Source organism: Nostoc sp. (assembly GCF_036917395.1).
Classification (GTDB): domain Bacteria; phylum Cyanobacteriota; class Cyanobacteriia; order Cyanobacteriales; family Nostocaceae; genus Nostoc.
The window spans coordinates 20881-38040 of the sequence record NZ_JBALDI010000011.1 but is presented as its reverse complement, the minus strand read 5'-3'; the positions used below and the strand labels follow the sequence as shown (position 1 = coordinate 38040).

Genomic DNA, 17160 nt, shown 5'->3' with positions numbered 1-17160 from the left:
TTAGGAACACTGCCTACGTCAAGTTTAGTAGGTACGTTAATAGAAGGAATGATAGAGTTACTATTAGTACCCGCTCCCAAGAAGGAGTAAGAGGAATACGATGTAGTAGATAACCAATTGTTCATGATTGTATCACCTTGATTCTTGACTAATTAATCATCTTCTTCTGCTGGACGTGTCAAAATATCTAGGAGAATTCCGGCTCCGAAATCATTCTTTTCGTCTATTTCTTTGACTTTGGTGCTGATTTCTTTTGCTTGCTCAATTTCTCCTAAATTTGCTAGTACTAATCCAGAAGCAGCATAAGCATTTAAGTACAATCGGATTTGTGGGTCTTCTTTGCGATTGACTAATATAGGCTTAAGTTGCTCCCAGTCATCAGGAAATTTCTCTTGTTCTTTAATTTTATCTAATAATTTAGCTGTTGTTTGCAAAGCAAGAGAATAATTATTTTTATAATAGAAATATCTATATGCTGCTACCAAGACATCTGTATTTTCACCAGTTTCGGCTAAAGCTTGTTGAATATACTTTTCCGATTCTGATGTATTATCCCAGTTTTGTGCAGCTAAAATTAATAAATTTTTGATGTCCTCTGGAACCTGAAACCATGATAATTTGTTTGCATCAAGTTGCATAATAATCTCTTTGAGAGTGAGGAGTGAGGAGTGAGGAGTTAGAAGTTTATAATTTCTAACTCCTAACTTTTGTTAAAACAGAGTCAGAACGTACACTAGGGTAAACAGAACAATCCAGATAATGTCTACGAAGTGCCAGTAAATTTCTGTCATTTCGATGAAAGTATGATTGGTTGCAGAATACTCACCGGAACGGCGCGATCGCCACAATACACGTAATATCAATAACAGTCCCACAAAAACGTGCAAACCGTGGAACCCAGTCATGATATAAAAGCAGTTAGCGAAAACGTTGGTAGTCAGTCCGTATCCTAATGTTGAGTACTCATAAACCTGACCACCCAAGAAAATTGCACCCATGATTGCAGTAATTCCATACCACAGTTGCATTCCCTTGACATCATTCTTTTTAATCGCCGAATCACCGAAGTGAATAACGAAACTACTGGACACCAGAATAATGGTGTTAATTGTCGGTACAAGTAGTTCTACTTCACTCCCTTCTGGAGGCCAAACGGCTGTAGTACCTCTAAAAAACAAATAAGTGGCAAAAAATCCCCCAAACATCAGGGATTCAGAGGCGAGGAATGTTAACAGTCCCCAAACTCTTAAATCTGGATGTTCTTCGTGTCCTACACTGTGATCTTCGCTCGTCGTTGTAGCTATAGTCATAGATTTATTGACAATATTATCCACTGTGTCTGTTGTGGAACCTTGAATAAAGAATGAAGTCTGAACCAGCAAAATTTCCATTCTTTATCCAAAATCCTTGTTTAGCCAAACCTTGACTTGTTCAGGAATTTTGAAAATTCCGAGTTTCGTTTATTGAATTCGGGCGTTCGTTTATTGAATTCGGGCGTTCGTTTATTGAATTCGGGCGTTCGTTTATTGAATTCGGGTGTTCGTTTATTGAATTCGGGTGTTCGTTTATTGAATTCGGGCGTTCGTTTATTGAATTCGGGCGTTCGTTTATTGAATTCGGGCGTTCGTGTTCCAAGCTTGAAGTTTTGGGTTCCAAGCTTGGAGTTTCGAGTTCTCAAATCAAATGACTAGAAATTGCAGTCACCTTGAGTGCGATCGCATCACTCACTCTACTAACTAAGCAGTAGCTTCCGGCGTTGCAGATGGCTGTATTTGATTACTGTGACCATGACCGTAGTCATAAGGCCCATGAGTTACAACCGGCAACACTTCCCAGTTTTCAATTGCAGGTGGTGAGCTAGTTGTCCATTCTAAGGTCAAAGCTTGCCAAGGATTATCACCTGCCAAGGGCCCCTTTAGCCAACTATAGATAATATTGATGGCAAAGGGAATTACCGATATCCCCAAAACAATTGAACCATAGGTACAAATTTTATTGAGGTCGATAAATTGGGGGTCATACATTGCCACTCGTCGCGGCATTCCTTGCAAACCCAACTCGTGCATGGGTAAAAAGGTCAGATTAGTGCCGATGAAAGTGAGGGCGAAATGAATCCGTCCCAAGCTTTCATTCAGCATTCGTCCGGTCATTTTGGGGAACCAGTGATAAATGCCGGCGTAAATACCAAACACGGAACCGCCAAACAGAACGTAGTGGAAATGTCCGACAACATAATATGTGTCGTGGATGTGAATATCAAAAGGGGCTGTTCCCATCGTCACACCGCTTAAGCCGCCCATGACAAACATGGACAATAAGCCAATGGCGAAAAGCATCGCGCTGGTGAAGCGGATTTTACCACCCCAGAGAGTAGCAACCCAGGCAAAAATCTTCACGCCTGTGGGAACTGCAACTATAAGAGTGGAGATGGTGAAGAACATCCGCATCCAACCAGGTGTGCCACTGGTAAACATGTGGTGTACCCAGACGAACAGACCGACAGCGCAGATTGCTACACTAGAATAAGCGATCGCTTTATAACCAAAGATTGGCTTGCGGGAGTGAACTGGAATTACCTCGGACATAATGCCGAAGATGGGCAGAATCATTAAATATACTGCCGGGTGAGAATAAAACCAGAATAAGTGTTGATAAATTACAACGTTACCGCCTGCATCTGGTTTAAAGAAGGAAGTACCAAAATTGAGGTCAAACAACAGCAGAATTAAACCGGCTGCTAATACAGGTGTGGAGAGAAGTGCTAGCAGGGAGGTTGCCAAGATTGCCCAGCAAAACAAGGGCACTTGATCCCATTTCATGCTAGGAACCTTCATCATCAAAATGGTGATCACAAAGTTCAGCGAACCCAAAATTGAGGAAGTTCCCACCAAAACGATCGCAAGTATCCACATAGTTTGAGCGATTGGTGCTGTCACCAAACTCAAGGGTGGGTAAGCTGTCCAACCCGATTGCGAACCGCCAAAGATGAAACTACCTAATATCAGCGCCCCTGCTGGTGGATTTAACCAAAAGGCGATCGCATTCAGCTTCGGGAAAGCCATATCCCTAGCACCGACCATCAACGGCACCAAAAAGTTACCAAATCCCCCAATGGCGCTAGGGACAATCCACAGGAAGATCATAATCGTCCCGTGATTGGTCATGAAAGCGTTATACAGATTGGGGTCGAGTACGTCTGCCTCTGGTGTTGCTAATTCGACCCGCAAAGCGATCGCCATCAGTCCGCCGATGAGATAGAACACGAACGCCGTTACTAGGTATTGGATACCAATAACTTTGTGGTCAACATTAAATGTAAAATAGTCTTGCCATTTCCACGCCTGCGGATGAGAGGTGTGGCCAGCCACCATTTTCGGTTTATTTTCTTCTGGTGGAGTATTCCGTGGAAATTCTACCTGCGTCATATTTTTTCCCGTTATGCAAAGTCCAGGGTCAAACTTTTGACTCTTGTACAGACGCGATTAATCGCGTCTCATGACTACTGACTCTAGAGTTGCTGCACTAATTCCCATATCATGGGTGTGGGGCGCGAGAAACTCTGATGTTGATAAGTCGGCTGGATTAACTGCAACGACTTGATTTAAGTTTTCCTTTTGAGCAATCTGGTTTTCTGTCCGCCAGCTTTTATATTCTTCTGGTGTGTGGACAATTACCTGTGTCCGCATTGAACCGTGATAACCACCGCACAACTCAGCACAAACTACGGGATATGTACCTGGTTTGGTGGCGACAAATCGTAGTTCAGTCGGGATACCAGGAAGTGCATCTTGCTTCAGGCGGAAGTTTGGTACCCAGAATGAGTGAATTACATCTTGTGCAGAAAGGTTGAGTTGCACATCAGCACCAACGGGTATGTGCAATTCCCCAGAGGTAATGCCACTATCAGGGTAGTTAAATAACCAGGCGTACTGTATGCCTTTGACATCAACAACTAAATCGGCTGGTTTGTTTAGGGTTTGAGGAGACGCACCGATACCAATTGTTGGGGCAATTGTTGCTTCAGAGGTATCGCTTAATGTAGCAGCTATCGCACTCCCCGGCATCTGAGCAACATGAGCTGCCGAATGAGGATGACCCGCAGGATCAAAGCCTCCCATTCGGTTAAAAACATCTACACTGTAGATGCCCAAGAGGAGGACAATCACTGTTGGAATTGCTGTCCAAAAGACTTCTAAGGGCAAGTTACCTTCTATTGGCACGCCATCGGTATCGTCACCCCGACGGTGACGAAACTGAATCAAAAAAACTACAATTGTTCCTTCAACCACCAAGAAGAGTGCGATCGCAATGGTAAACATGACGTTGAAAAAACCGTCTACCAAAGGCGCTTGTAACGATGCTTGCACCGGCATCAGAGTGTGATTCTGACCAATCCAAATACTGATTGCTGTAACTACTATCCCAGCAACCAGAGTCCATAGTGAAACAGGAACTTGTTCCATACATGCTACCTGTGTAAACAGTCTTTAAAGGTGTGATTTTCTGGTATTAGGTATTTAGGCGCTGGGCATCCTTATCTATTCCCCATTCCCTATTCCCTATTCCCCATTCCCTATTCCCTTTTCACTTATTAACTTTCTAACGTGCAGCCATAAAAAAAGGGGGAAACTTCCAGATTTTTTCCATATCTTTCCCCCATAAAATTACAAATTATATTTCAACTCCTATGAAAAAGTTAGCCCCCTGCTTTCATAAAAGCTAGTTGTTCCAAGAGGGCACTGTTAGACCTAATATTGATTAGGCTATATTAGCAGCAAGTTTAAATTTGTTAATAGCTGACATTTTGTGATTTACGGATTTGTTTCCTGTGAACTATTTATTAGTTCCGGTAAATATTTAGTATTCCCCTCAAGTTACCTTGCCTAGCCTATTTGCGCTTTCTACAAACAGTGCCTCCTTGAATTAACAACAATTTTGACTAACTCCAAAAACCTTAATTCTTTAATTCAACATGGGTGTAGCAGTTCTTCGGACAAATCCGTGAACACGCTTCACAACCAATACAGTTCTCTGGAGAAGTAACTGCCATTACTTTCCGTTCAACTTCTTCTTCATCTTCATCTTCTACAAATTCGCCTTCTTCATTCAGTGCCTTCAAACCTAGCACATTGTACCCGCATACTTTAACGCATCTGCCACAGCCGATACATTTTTCTTTGTCAATTTCTTGAGCAAATTTTGGTGTCCAAGTCTTGCCGCCAAATGTCAAACCTGTTAGTTGCGCCATGAATAAATCCTCGGCCTTTTTGCCTATCAATCTGTTTGTGCATTAATCATCATATTATCCTAATATTTTATTTTTTAATATTCAAAATTTACTTTTATCTCATTAAATTTCGATGATTTTGAACACAATGATAAATTACTTTTTTTCAGAGAATAGATGAAAATTATTGCCAATAATTATTATAAGTCTTTAGTATCTATAGCAGTTTTACTCGTTTCTATGCAAAGCAGATGAACGTATTCATCAAGTCTATAACTCAATATCTAACTTGAGGTAGCAGACCCTAATCAGACATTTCCATGTAGAGCAGATTAACTCCAGAAGGATGAATCGAGGGTTTGAAACCTACCTCAGTGGGTAAAGCCTCGTGTAGATGCAGTTTTATTATTTACAGGAAATATAACTATATCTACAAGATTGATAATATTCTTTTTCAACAATTTTTATATTTAGACAAATAAATATATAAGAATAGTATATAAATATACAATTTTAGATGTTCATTAGTTACAATTTGATATCTGCAATATGTATTTGATAAAGCAACAATTTTCAATTTACTTTTGATTCAATTATTTAGATAAATGATGACAAAATAAATACTAGTTTTTACATGAAGAAATATAATCTATTTATGAAGAAACTGTAAATTTGATGGCAGAATAGTATCATGCATTAAATATTAAAATTATTAATAAATCCGATCAATTCCAATTTTTACAGGCTTAGATATGTCCTAAAAATACTTTATGGTTAAAGCTAAAATGTTCATTAAATACGTAATTAAATAAATGTTAAGATATTTTTCTAGGCTCGACACGAACAAATTAATCATTATTTTCATGAAATGTATAGTTAATAAAGAAGTATTCTCAGGCTCGGTTTAAAAGCCTTAAATAGCTTCCAATTGGATGTGAAGTAAAAATATGGATGTGGGGAGTGAATGTGGTGAGAAAAGATTATTCTCACCATAAAGACAATGTGGTAGCGAGTCATGAATAAACAGGACTCATCCAGGGGAGACCTGAGCCAGACATCTCAACGATTAGAGTGGGAAAAGAGCCAAATGCCTTATACAATTCCTAACAACAGTTGCGTTGGATGTGACAACTGCCGCCCCCAATGTCCTACGGGTGCAATCAGAATAGAGGACAATGAATACTGGGTTGATCCTGGTCTTTGTAATAATTGTGAGGGCTATTATTCAGAACCGCAATGTGTAATAGCTTGTCCAACGAATTCTCCCATTCCTTGGCAGGCGAAAAAGGGAAGATGCAAAGTTGAACCAAGAGATGCTACCAGCTTAGACTTGTTTTCTAACGGTAAGAATAATCCATTTGCTTCAGCGATCGCAATTTGGGAAGCGTGTAATGTATTGGCACAACGCACATCGCTGCATTGGGAAACTGATGAAGACGGCTATCTATGTTACAGCCGACAAGTAAACCAAGGTAGAGGTGCGATCGCTTTTCACATTCAAGATCCATTTAAAGTTAACGACAAAGCCACAGATATAGCAGCAGTTGAGGGGCTTGACATCAGAGCCGCTTGCATACATCTAATTTTTGCAGCTTATGCTACAGCCTTAGAGCAACCTTGGGAGCAAGAATTTGCGATCGATGAGCGACAAATTGAGAAATATTTGGGGATGGAGAAACGCAAAGACTTGAGCAAAGCTGCCAAGCTAGCTTTAATGAAAAATATCGTTCAGCAAGCTTGCTCTTTGATCATCTCCATTGACTGGCCCCAACAAGGTCGAATTAACGGATTCTCTGTTACAAACAGCCGCTTATGGCACTTAGTGGATATTCAGCACCACTTTCAAGAAGACAATCTTGGATGTAAATATCTGATTGGGCTAACTTTTAAAGTCAAAGCAGGCGTATGGGCACAATATTTCTTAAACAAACAAGCATGTAAAGAGCGAACTGCATTCTATCAATACGGTACTCTCCCCAAAACGCTGCTTACCACAGTCATGAGCATTTGGCAGCAACATGAAGGTGCAGTCCGACTAATGCTGTGGTTGCTGTTTAAAACCAAAATGGGCAAAGAACAACGCATTACTATTCCTACCTTGCTGCGTATTGCTTACGGTGAAGAAAAAGTCGCCCTTGCATCCAGACAACGGGAAGAACGCAAACGTCTACTGCGAACTTTTGAAAGCGATTTGGAAATTCTCAATCATTATGGAATGAAACCACTTTTCGACCCAGTTACTTACCCACTAGAAATTCAACCTTTGTGGGCAAAGTTAGTTGATCTTCCTGAAGATCCAGATGAAGCATTAGAATTTTGGACTAATGACGGTGGTGCTGAAACTCGCCTCACAGACACAGGCCCCCGTGGTAAATGGAATCTGCTCATGAATGCGCGGATTTTGGCTTTTGAACTCCCACCAGAGTGGGAACAGCAAATCTCAGAATCAGAAAAAAAGAAAACAAGAACTGCTAAAGCCAAAAGGAAGCCCAAAGCTACAAACGATTTGTTGGGTGAACAGATTTTGCAGGCGCGAAAAAGTTTGAATCTCTCCCAGAGAGAGTTGGCAAAGCTTACAGGTAAAAGCCAAAGCTGGATTCGAGATATTGAAAATGGTCGTTTAAAAGCCAAATTAGAAGACCAAGTACTATTACGAAAAGTGCTAAATATGGCTCAATCTTGATTTTGGATTTGGAATTTGGCTTTTAAGTGAGGAGTTATACTAATTTTCCAAAATCAGACTACAGATACAAGCCTGGAAACCCAGATGAAATCTGACTGACTTTCTTAATTACGTTAGCGAGTCTGCGTACCACTACGGGGAAGTAAGTTACACGCAGCGTCTCATCGAGAGCGTCATTACAAATTACAAATTACAAATTAGGTAGATGCATACCCCTAGCTTTTTATGCACTATAACTCATCACCTTACTAGAACTAAGCCAAAGACTAGCTACAGCATATTTAGTGACGACCAACTCTTGTGTAGCATTGCATGAACTTTTCAGTTGTTGAGTCTTAGTTTCATCTTTTACAAGTTTAGCCTGGTAAGTGTAAAGAGAACCAGAAGGTTGTTCAAAACTTAGCTCACCCAGAATAGTATTATTGTCTAAACTTTGCTCCAAAATTTTGCCTGCAACTTTGTAGTTAAACCAATCCCATCCATTGCAGAGGATTAGTTCTCTTTCCAAAATCTGAAGTGCAGCAGGCAGAATTCCCCAGCCTCGATAGACTTTATTTAAGCATTGAATATCGCCAGTGCGAGTCAAAATTGCTCTAAATGAATCTTGATCGATACGACCATAGTATCTTCCTTCTGGCAAGTCTATGACTGTTGGTGCAAACCGATGTCCACCAAAGTGCGATGATTTCCAAACTCGCACTTTGTCCAAGCACAAATCAGGATTACTCGCTGTAATATTGAAATAAAAGGGAGCGCCATATCTAGCACAGCACTTATCATGGCTACCGTGGGTACACACTAAAATATCTTTAGTTGCACTGGTTTCTACCTCAGAATTAGAATTGATACCCCATAACCATTTTTGGACAACTGCTGCTACTTGCTCAATATTTGCTAGCTTAAACTCTTGCTTATGGTATCCATTACTTAGCCCCTCTTCTTTTTGATAAATCAAAAGCGTAGTGTAGTTTACTTTGTGTGATACATCATTAGCAATTAAGAGGAATCTAATCGGTAGTTTAGCACGCTTCACTTCCTTTACCAAAATCCTCAAATTCTCAGGCACCCATTTGGAATTAAAGGCTTCTGATGTCCAAGGTAAAGGACATTCAACTAAAATATAAGTTTGATAATTAGTGGCGCTACCAATAACATCTTCTCCCGCTTGCTGTGAATGGTCAGAACAAAAAAAAGTATTCATCTCGCTGTACTCATTAGCATATTTTCTGGACAAAAGGTATTACAAAATACAATTATGTTCTTAGCTACAATACCCTTAGCTAAAGGAGATAAAAAAGAACAATATTGATTTCCTAATTAAAACTAGGTAGCCACTTAATAACATCATTATTGCTCAAGGTCTTTCCGGTTAATAAATTCTCCACAATAAAGATAAACAGTGTCAAGATAGATTTTTCCGTATGAGCAGTGTTAATTTTGTATGTAGTTTTATTGCTATTTGGTATTTTATAAATTTTCACTTGTTGAAACTCGGCTTTACTGAACTTGGTTTCTTTCCCAAAATCAAATGTGTTCAATTTTGTGCAATCCCTTGGAGAGTAATAGGCAATAAACTCGCTTATAATATCGATGTAGCTGATATTACAATCAAAAATATTCCTATAGCAATATAGTTATCTGAAGTTTTGCTGAAATTATCTACATAGCAAGTTAAAGTGCCTGTTTTTACACATAAATCTCTAATTTTCTCCTGTTTTTGTGATGAATATATTCCTAAAGATAGATGCTATAATGCATGACAAAAATAGTATCCTTTGGCAGCCCAAAAATGTTTTAAAACTTTTTCCCACTTCTCCTTTTAATCTATTTATCGATATATCTATATTGCAAATTATTCTCAATTATTTGAGAAAAAATAAAAACAATTAAGTTAGGGGTAAATGCTTTAGTGCCCCGTACTTCATGCCTCATAAATTAATGTTCAAAACTAGTGACTAATTATTAGCAGCGTCACTGACATCAACATTAACAAACCTGTTATTTTACACTTTTACCTAATCTAACTTCCTGAAGCTCATGTCAGGGTTTGATTATATCCATCTGCTTTGACTGTAACTGAACTCAATAATAAATGCAAGTATTTGAGAATCTTTATAATTTCTTTATACTTTGTCGCCTTTAGAAGGTTAGTTAAATCAAGGTTAACAGGCATTTTATAGTGGAGATAGCTCACTTGAGTAAGCATTGATTCTTTCAATACAATAGATAAAGTTTAGCAATTGTGAAAAATTGTTGCCAGTAGGGGTACACACCTGTGCTACCCTACTAATCCAAATATCTCTGGCTATGGCGATCGCATATTTCTATTTTCATGCAGAATTGAATCATTTTTTACCACGGCATCACAAGCAAGTGAGAATCTCCCATTTTTTTGAGGAGAAAGCCTCAATTAAGGACATGATTGAGTCTTTGGGTGTCCCTCATCCAGAAGTTAATTTTATAAATGTTAATGGTGAATATGTAAATTTTTCTTACATAGTTTCGGATGGAGATACAATTAATGTTTATCCAATTTCAGCTAGGGGTGTTATTATACCAAGCGTTTCGGTTCTACCAAAACCGCTCAATATTATCCGTTTTGTTTTAGATATTCATTTAGGTAAACTAGCGACATCTCTACGACTTTTAGGCTTTGATACTTTATACCGCAATGACTATGAGGATGAAAATTTAGCCCAAATATCCTCCAGCCAAGCGCGGATTCTCTTGACTCGTGATAAAGGTCTATTGATGCGTAGTTTGGTAACGCATGGGTATTACGTTAGAAACACTAACCCTCAACAACAAATCATAGAAGTACTGCAACGCTTCGACTTGTTTAAATTAATCTCACCATTTAAACGGTGTTTGCGTTGCAATGGGTTATTAGAATCTGTAGATAAGCAATCGATCATTGACCAAGTGCCAGAAAATGTCCGATCGCAGATTGATCAATTCCAGCGTTGTCAAGACTGCGATCGCATTTATTGGAAAGGTTCGCATTATGAACGATTACAACAGTTTATTGATGGAGTACTTAACTCCCAAAGAGGTGAGTAACTTAGTAATGGCAATTATTTAACCAGCTGAAATATTGCCACTAATTATTTGACTACCCCCAATTCTGGGATCTTCATCTTGGCGATTAAAATCATCAGGAGTGGGGTTTTGCTTACTCTGTCCACTAACTTCGTCTGGTTCAATGGGATCTGCTTCTTGAGCTTTATTCGTATCAAGAGAGCGAGGAGGTTCTTTGGCGTGAGAGAAATCTATAAGTGGATTGGGTTGATCGGGAGTCATAAGTTGCTAAATGATCTAGTTTTCTTTAGTGTTGAATTTCTTTTGCTTGCAAACATCTTTCTTGAGAAATAAACCACGTATTGTAATAATTCAAAAGAGGTATTAAAAACTATGACATTAATTTTAGCTCTCGATTTTGGCGGAACTAAGCTGGCGGCAGCATTGGTAAATATCGGTTCTAGAAAGTGGTTGCGTTATGAACGTCGTCTCTCGCCAGCGAATGCAAATGCTAGTACTGACTTGGAAATTATGCGATCGCTCATTTACTCTTTGCTGGAAGACACAAAACCTGCTGCGATCGGTGTCAGCTTTGGTGGGCCAGTAGACGCTTCTACGGGGACGGTGCGACTATCTCATCATGTCGCTGGATGGGAAAACATTCCCCTCAAAGCGTTGTTGGAGGAGGAGTTTGGTATTTTTGTGGGCGTGGACAACGATGCTAACGTTGCTGCTTTGGGAGAACATCGTTTTGGTGCGGGACAGGGATACGATAGTTTGTTTTACATCACTGTCAGCACTGGTGTGGGTGGTGGTTGGATACTCAACGGTAAACCTTGGCGGGGTGCTGGTGGAATGGCTGGCGAAATTGGACACATGGTTGTAGATCCTGCTGGGCCAGTTTGCTTATGTGGCAAGCGGGGATGTGTGGAACGTTTGGCTTCTGGGCCTTATATGGCGCAAAATGCTAGGGAAATTTTGGATAACGTAGACGCACCAGCGGCTTCCCGGAGGGTACCGCAGAGGCGCAAAGGACTCAGAGATGGGGAAGTTTTGAGGGGTTTGGTGGGGGATAATTTAACATTATTGACAGGGCAATTGGTAAGTGAAGCTGCGGTGGCTGGGGATGATTTGGCTAAGGAAGTTTTGCACGAGGCGGCTTGGGCGCTGGGTGTAGGTATTGGTAATGTGGCGAACCTGATGAATCCACAGCGCTTTGTGTTGGGAGGCGGTGTAACGAAGGCGGGGGAGGATTTCTGGCAGGTGATGCGTCAAGTGGCGCGGGAGACAGCTTTGCCGGAAATTGATTTTGAAATTGTGCCGGCGGTACTAGGTGATGATGCGCCTTTGTGGGGGGCTGTGGCGATCGCTTCTATGTTAGTCTGACATCTGCTGTAAAATATTTAATGCAGCTACAGTTTCTACAAAATTTTATGGCTGAACGAGAAATTATTCAAGAAATCATTGAATAACTTTATTTTAGTTGCGTTGAATACAACACATCTGAATTATCTTTTCTTGGACTTCTGGCAGGAGTGGAAAAACGCCTTTGTATAAAAGTACTTGAAGGCTTTGCAGAGCTTTTAGTAGATAAGCCCTATCACTTTGCATGGTGTGAAAATGCTTTGAGATCAACTCATAGGGGGATTCATGGCCATGATTTCAACAGAGCCTTTTGTCAAGCTTGGGCAAAGTCCAGAAAAACTAAAGGACTGAAAGTTGAAAATTTTATGTCTCCCTTATACACATTAGACGATGTTAGGGCAATGGTTAAACACTGGGACAGCCGTTGGGGAGTGTTCCCTGGAATTGAAAAAGCGTTGACAGACAATAGATTTCGTGAGAGTGTGCTATCTGAGGCGGAGTTACTGAAACAAATTGAGCAAGCACCCGTATAACCATCCAATCCAAGTTGACAATGGTTCGGCATACACAACTTAGTACAGCTTTGCATTAATTCGTAGCGATATAGATAGATGTCATTCTGAACGTAGTCAAGCAGAGTGAAAAATCTCAGTCTACATTTGTTGAATGCCCTGGCGAAACTCTCTAATTGCTTGCAAGGGAGATGATATAAAAAGACAATGATTGAGCAGGGATAAATCTAATTCTCCTAGCAACTCACTATTAACAACTTTTTCATATTCTTGTTCTCGTAACCGATAAACTTCAATTGTACCATCTTCCCAAAACCAAACTTCTGGGACTAGCATTAATTTGTACTTCTGTAACTTTATGGGACTACCGCTAGTAATCACTACTTCAATGCAGAGGTCTGGTACAGCTTTGTCGGTTCCAAAGCAATAAGATAAGTCTGCTTGATATTCTACTATCTTGGGAATAATCTGGCTAAAACTCCCACTGGGGAAAAATTCAATCCCCTTGACTTCAAAATAAGTAATCAACAGTGCAGCAATTAAACACTTAATCGCCTCATGAGGCTTACCAATACTCACAATTTCTAAAATTCCCTCACAATAAAACAGCCGCACCCCTGGTACATTTTCAAAGCTGGCTTGAATCGCTTTGAACTGTTCCCAAGTTAATCCATGCCGGAAGAAGCGTTGTTCTTCTGGTAAGTTAATAATATTTTCTAACGTTTGAGTCATAATATTTTTTACTCTCCCAGTTAGTAGTCACGAAATTTATCTTATTTCCATCTTAAGTCAAAACCAAATTATCCCGGTGAATCACAGTTTCTACACCGGCATAACCTAAAATTGTCGAAATTTCCCGTGAATGATGTCCACAAATCTTTTGCAGTTCATTGCTGTTGTAATTCACAAGTCCTCTACCAATTTCGTTACCGTTGATGTCACACAATTGCACAGCGTCTTGTGCGTCAAACTTTCCTTCTACTGTCTTAATTCCAGCTGCTAATAACGATTTCCCCGCTAGAGAAATCGCAGCGATCGCACCTTCATCTAAATACAATTTACCCGCAGGTAGAAGACCGTAAGCTATCCAACGTTTACGCGCAGAAGTTGGTTCAGGTTGCGGTTCAAAATGCGTCCCAATAAGTTCACCTTGAATAATTTTTTCTATATTTCGGGGAAATCGCCCTTGGGTAATTACAGTCCGCACTCCAGCAGCAATGGCAATCCTTGCAGCCGAAATTTTTGTCACCATACCGCCAGTACCCCACTGAGAACCTTGGGAACTTGTTTGTATCTGTAATTGAGCCAATTCTTTAATGCTACTAACTAAAGCGATCGGTTGAGCATCTGGCACGGAACGCGGATCAGCTGAGTACAACCTATCAACATCGGTGAGCAAAAATAGCCAATCTGCTTTTACTAAACTGGCAACCAATGCCGAAAGGGTGTCATTGTCGCCAAATTTTAGTTCCTCTATTGCTACGGTATCATTTTCATTAACTATAGGAATCACTCCCAGTCCCAGTAATTCCTTAAAAGTATTGTATACATTAAGATAGCGGCTACGCTGTACCAAGTCAGTACGAGTCAGTAATACTTGAGCAATTGGCTGTTCTAAAGTAGTAAATAAATCATCGTATACCCGGATTAATCTACCTTGTCCAACTGCTGCTACAGCCTGTTTTAGAGCGATCGCCTTGGGACGTTCGGTTAAGCCCAACCGCGCACATCCCACCCCCACAGCACCAGAAGAAACCAAAATCACTCGATGTCCCTGTCGTCTTAAATGACAGAGTGTTTCCGCCAAAGTGGCGATGGTAGAAAGTGCTAATTGTCCTGTTTCTGGTTGAGTTAGGCTAGAAGTGCCGATTTTGACAACAATTGTTAGTGACATCTTTCAATTTTAGATTTTAGATTTTAGATTTTAGATTAGACATCTTGCATAAGTTTTTTTAGACTTGCCCCAAGTCACACGCTACGCGAACAAACTAAAGCCTATGGAAACAGCCTTTTAGGCTTTAAATCCACCCATAGAGAAGTCTATTTTAGATTCAATCCAAAATCCAAAATCTAAAATCCAAAATTGTAAAGCGCCAATCCTTCTATAGTGAAGGCTGACGCTTTACGGGTGTATATTTATTTAGTATGATTTAGAATCTTTTTTGGCTGAACCCATGTTATTAATACTTATGATCCCCGATTTTTTGGTTCCAGTAAGATTCCTTAATCATTTCTTTAGATTTACTTTCCTGACGATTTCTCAACTTTTGTGAATCTTGGTTTTCTTGGGGGTAATAGAGACTCCGAGAATTTCAGATATCCAAACTTCAAAGTTGCGGACGGGATGAGAACGCAGAGCTGCATCTGCATGAACAATCGGTTCGACTAAAATAGTAAACATCCCCAAGCGATTACCTGCTAAAACATCAGTAAATAAGCGATCGCCTACCATCCCTACTTGATGCACTGGTAGATCCATTGCCCTAAGTGCTGCCCTAATTTTGCGTCGGGAAGGCTTGGCTGCACCTAAGTAGTAAGGTAGGTTGAGCGATCGCGCAATTCCACCAATTCGCGCTTCACTGAGGTTGTTACTCACCAAGCACAATGCAGTACAGGCACGAATTTCCTCTACCCAGCGTTGTAGTTCTGGTGAAGCCACCCCTACTTTAAAGGGTACTAAGGTTTCATCTACATCCAATACCAGCCCCTTCAGTCCGTATTTTTGGATAATATCTGGTGTTAGGTTCAACACTGAACCCTCTAAAATCAAGTCAGGCTGTAAAAGATTGTTCCAGATCATAGTCAACAGTCAAATGTAGATAGCTCAGACAAATGAGCATAACCCAATATAGTTTAGTTAATCGAACTCCATGCTGGAATATCTCCCTGAACACTTTGAGATAAAATCCCTAAAATCTTATCTATCTCTTTGATGTAATAATTACTCAAATCAATAAATATATTATTTTCTTCTAACTTCAAAAACTTCCAAATATCCCCTGTTGTTACCGCGCCATAAATTTTTCTGATTTCATTTCCTTCTTGTTGATTAAACAATTGTGCTGCCAACATTGCGGCCGCACATTGACCTAATCCACCTTTAATATTTTCATTTTTGGCTTCAATAATAACTACCACAGGCACATTAATTGTTAGTTGCTCTTTAGAACGACTGATAATAAAGTCACAATAGCCATTCAGACCTTTTTCTACATCTACATTAAAATCTGTTCCTGAAAATAAACTAATTGCATAATTAGCCCTGCGCCTTACCTCCAACAATATCGGAATGATAATCATTTCTGAACGCGCTTTTTCAGTATTAATTGCTAAAGCGAGTTCTGTAGTTTCTTCTAAGGAATTTGTGAGTTTCTCGCTTGGCTGTAAAGGTTCTATGTCGGCACATAAATCAGTTTCTTCATCAATACGGATGCTAAATGACTTTTTAAATTTACTTAATGTAAAGTCGCTATAAGCCATTTTCAACACCTCATACCAATTTTGGATTTTGGACTTTCCTGCGGAACGCTACGCGTAGCTTGCTTCCCCGGAGGGGTACGGCTACGCTCACTCGAACGATTTTGAATTTTAGATTGAAAATCCTTGCCAAAATGCTTTTTTCAGAATCTTAAAGAACACAAATTATCCCAATTTTATATCAATGTTTCATTGCTTCCACATTTAATGGGACATGTTAAAAGGTTTAAGTAGATTTTGATTACAATGAAAATTCTCAATGAAAAAATTCAAAATGTTACATTTTCATTTTGAATTTTTAATCTTATTCCACTTCATTAAAAAGATGTTCCTCTAACAGAGGTTGCACTTGGCGAAACTCCTCTGGAGAGAGTAATTCAGGTTCACCTGTTTTTGCTATCCGTGCAAAAAACAACAGGGGATCGAGGGGTGTATAAATTGCATACTCCTGATCTTCATCATAGAAGCTTGCGAGTAGCTGTAATTGCTCTGGCTCTAAATCTGCCTCTTCGTCTTCGATTTCTAAGGTGAAGAGTTCTGATTCTTCAACTGGAGGTAAATCACCTGCAACTGTCAAAGCGTATGCTGTGTTCTTCAGTATCAGGTTCTGCTCAGATAGTACAGCTTGGGCATTAGCAAAAATTTTATCAATGGTGGTGTCATCTTCTACCAGAACCGCTTCTTCTTCCTCACCGTCACCTTCCCAAGAAAAAATTTCTACAGGTGAGTCTACAGGAAGAAGCAAAACGTATTCTTGTCCATCTACCTCCAGGGAATGCTCTATGTAACATTCGAGCGATCGCCCTTTGTCATCGGTTAAAGTGATGGAACCCGCATGAGCGTTATCATTTTCTTCAGGGAATGGAGAGGAAAACATA

At 39.9% G+C, this 17160-nt stretch carries 16 protein-coding genes; 4 read left to right on the top strand and 12 right to left on the bottom strand.

Going from position 1 to position 17160, the window contains the following annotated elements:
- Positions 1–152 precede the first annotated feature (152 nt).
- The 5 genes from V7K46_RS07360 to fdxB all read right to left on the bottom strand — a co-directional run bounded on the left by V7K46_RS07360 (position 153) and on the right by fdxB (position 5248).
- The gene (locus tag V7K46_RS07360) at positions 153–638 is read right to left on the bottom strand and encodes a hypothetical protein (RefSeq protein WP_335111911.1); all 486 of its coding nucleotides are present in this window, start codon (positions 636–638) and stop codon (positions 153–155) included.
- 72 nt (positions 639–710) lie between these two features.
- On the bottom strand, positions 711–1310 hold the full coding sequence (locus V7K46_RS07355; protein ID WP_335111956.1) for a cytochrome c oxidase subunit 3: 600 nt from the start codon (positions 1308–1310) through the stop codon (positions 711–713).
- Positions 1311–1736: 426 nt separating this feature from the next.
- A complete protein-coding gene (ctaD, locus tag V7K46_RS07350) occupies positions 1737–3425 on the bottom strand; it encodes a cytochrome c oxidase subunit I (RefSeq protein WP_335111910.1) in 1689 nt (562 codons plus the stop codon).
- 57 nt (positions 3426–3482) lie between these two features.
- A complete protein-coding gene (locus V7K46_RS07345; RefSeq protein WP_335111909.1) occupies positions 3483–4463 on the bottom strand; it encodes a cytochrome c oxidase subunit II in 981 nt (326 codons plus the stop codon).
- 491 nt (positions 4464–4954) lie between these two features.
- Complete coding sequence (fdxB, locus tag V7K46_RS07340) at positions 4955–5248, bottom strand: ferredoxin III, nif-specific (protein WP_335111908.1); 294 nt, start codon at positions 5246–5248, stop codon at positions 4955–4957.
- 1066 nt (positions 5249–6314) lie between these two features.
- On the opposite strand from fdxB, the gene V7K46_RS07335 reads away from it, so the two are divergent.
- Positions 6315–7910, top strand: coding sequence for a helix-turn-helix domain-containing protein (locus V7K46_RS07335; protein ID WP_335111955.1), 1596 nt, complete (start codon positions 6315–6317; stop codon positions 7908–7910).
- Positions 7911–8133: 223 nt separating this feature from the next.
- On the opposite strand, the gene V7K46_RS07330 is transcribed toward V7K46_RS07335, so the two are convergent.
- The gene (locus tag V7K46_RS07330) at positions 8134–9111 is read right to left on the bottom strand and encodes a sucrase ferredoxin (RefSeq protein ID WP_335111907.1); all 978 of its coding nucleotides are present in this window, start codon (positions 9109–9111) and stop codon (positions 8134–8136) included.
- Positions 9112–10217: 1106 nt separating this feature from the next.
- On the opposite strand from V7K46_RS07330, the gene V7K46_RS07325 reads away from it, so the two are divergent.
- Complete coding sequence (locus V7K46_RS07325) at positions 10218–10970, top strand: Mut7-C RNAse domain-containing protein (RefSeq protein ID WP_335111954.1); 753 nt, start codon at positions 10218–10220, stop codon at positions 10968–10970.
- Positions 10971–10988: 18 nt separating this feature from the next.
- Here V7K46_RS07325 and V7K46_RS07320 read toward each other — a convergent pair whose 3' ends face one another.
- A complete protein-coding gene (locus V7K46_RS07320) occupies positions 10989–11210 on the bottom strand; it encodes a hypothetical protein (protein WP_335111906.1) in 222 nt (73 codons plus the stop codon).
- Positions 11211–11321: 111 nt separating this feature from the next.
- On the opposite strand from V7K46_RS07320, the gene V7K46_RS07315 reads away from it, so the two are divergent.
- Positions 11322–12314 carry an ROK family protein gene (locus V7K46_RS07315; RefSeq protein ID WP_335111905.1) on the top strand — a complete coding sequence of 331 codons (993 nt, stop codon included), beginning with the start codon at positions 11322–11324 and terminating at the stop codon, positions 12312–12314.
- A gap of 149 nt (positions 12315–12463) precedes the next feature.
- Positions 12464–12826 (top strand): hypothetical protein, encoded by a 363-nt coding sequence (locus V7K46_RS07310; RefSeq protein WP_335111904.1) that lies wholly within the window; start codon positions 12464–12466, stop codon positions 12824–12826.
- Positions 12827–12946: 120 nt separating this feature from the next.
- Here V7K46_RS07310 and V7K46_RS07305 read toward each other — a convergent pair whose 3' ends face one another.
- The 5 genes from V7K46_RS07305 to V7K46_RS07285 form a co-directional block, all read right to left on the bottom strand.
- A complete protein-coding gene (locus tag V7K46_RS07305) occupies positions 12947–13537 on the bottom strand; it encodes a Uma2 family endonuclease (RefSeq protein ID WP_335111903.1) in 591 nt (196 codons plus the stop codon).
- A 52-nt stretch (positions 13538–13589) separates the two neighbouring features.
- Positions 13590–14699, bottom strand: a complete 1110-nt coding sequence (gene proB, locus V7K46_RS07300; RefSeq protein ID WP_335111902.1) for a glutamate 5-kinase — start codon at positions 14697–14699, stop codon at positions 13590–13592.
- 366 nt (positions 14700–15065) lie between these two features.
- Complete coding sequence (locus tag V7K46_RS07295) at positions 15066–15605, bottom strand: YqeG family HAD IIIA-type phosphatase (RefSeq protein ID WP_335111901.1); 540 nt, start codon at positions 15603–15605, stop codon at positions 15066–15068.
- A 53-nt stretch (positions 15606–15658) separates the two neighbouring features.
- Positions 15659–16285 carry a hypothetical protein gene (locus V7K46_RS07290; protein ID WP_335111900.1) on the bottom strand — a complete coding sequence of 209 codons (627 nt, stop codon included), beginning with the start codon at positions 16283–16285 and terminating at the stop codon, positions 15659–15661.
- A 301-nt stretch (positions 16286–16586) separates the two neighbouring features.
- The gene (locus V7K46_RS07285) at positions 16587–17159 is read right to left on the bottom strand and encodes a DUF3727 domain-containing protein (protein WP_335111899.1); all 573 of its coding nucleotides are present in this window, start codon (positions 17157–17159) and stop codon (positions 16587–16589) included.
- Between the last annotated feature and the right edge of the window lies 1 nt (position 17160).

Bases quoted from the DNA above. Each gene is read 5' to 3' on its own strand.
- V7K46_RS07360 (WP_335111911.1), bottom strand. From the start codon at position 638: ATGCAACTTGATGCAAACAAATTATCATGGTTTCAGGTTCCAGAGGAC.
- V7K46_RS07355 (WP_335111956.1), bottom strand. From the start codon at position 1,310: ATGACTATAGCTACAACGACGAGCGAAGATCACAGTGTAGGACACGAA.
- ctaD (WP_335111910.1), bottom strand. From the start codon at position 3,425: ATGACGCAGGTAGAATTTCCACGGAATACTCCACCAGAAGAAAATAAA.
- V7K46_RS07345 (WP_335111909.1), bottom strand. From the start codon at position 4,463: ATGGAACAAGTTCCTGTTTCACTATGGACTCTGGTTGCTGGGATAGTA.
- fdxB (WP_335111908.1), bottom strand. From the start codon at position 5,248: ATGGCGCAACTAACAGGTTTGACATTTGGCGGCAAGACTTGGACACCA.
- V7K46_RS07335 (WP_335111955.1), top strand. From the start codon at position 6,315: ATGCCTTATACAATTCCTAACAACAGTTGCGTTGGATGTGACAACTGC.
- V7K46_RS07330 (WP_335111907.1), bottom strand. From the start codon at position 9,111: ATGAATACTTTTTTTTGTTCTGACCATTCACAGCAAGCGGGAGAAGAT.
- V7K46_RS07325 (WP_335111954.1), top strand. From the start codon at position 10,218: ATGGCGATCGCATATTTCTATTTTCATGCAGAATTGAATCATTTTTTA.
- V7K46_RS07320 (WP_335111906.1), bottom strand. From the start codon at position 11,210: ATGACTCCCGATCAACCCAATCCACTTATAGATTTCTCTCACGCCAAA.
- V7K46_RS07315 (WP_335111905.1), top strand. From the start codon at position 11,322: ATGACATTAATTTTAGCTCTCGATTTTGGCGGAACTAAGCTGGCGGCA.
- V7K46_RS07305 (WP_335111903.1), bottom strand. From the start codon at position 13,537: ATGACTCAAACGTTAGAAAATATTATTAACTTACCAGAAGAACAACGC.
- proB (WP_335111902.1), bottom strand. From the start codon at position 14,699: ATGTCACTAACAATTGTTGTCAAAATCGGCACTTCTAGCCTAACTCAA.
- V7K46_RS07295 (WP_335111901.1), bottom strand. From the start codon at position 15,605: ATGATCTGGAACAATCTTTTACAGCCTGACTTGATTTTAGAGGGTTCA.
- V7K46_RS07290 (WP_335111900.1), bottom strand. From the start codon at position 16,285: ATGGCTTATAGCGACTTTACATTAAGTAAATTTAAAAAGTCATTTAGC.
- V7K46_RS07285 (WP_335111899.1), bottom strand. From the start codon at position 17,159: ATGTTTTCCTCTCCATTCCCTGAAGAAAATGATAACGCTCATGCGGGT.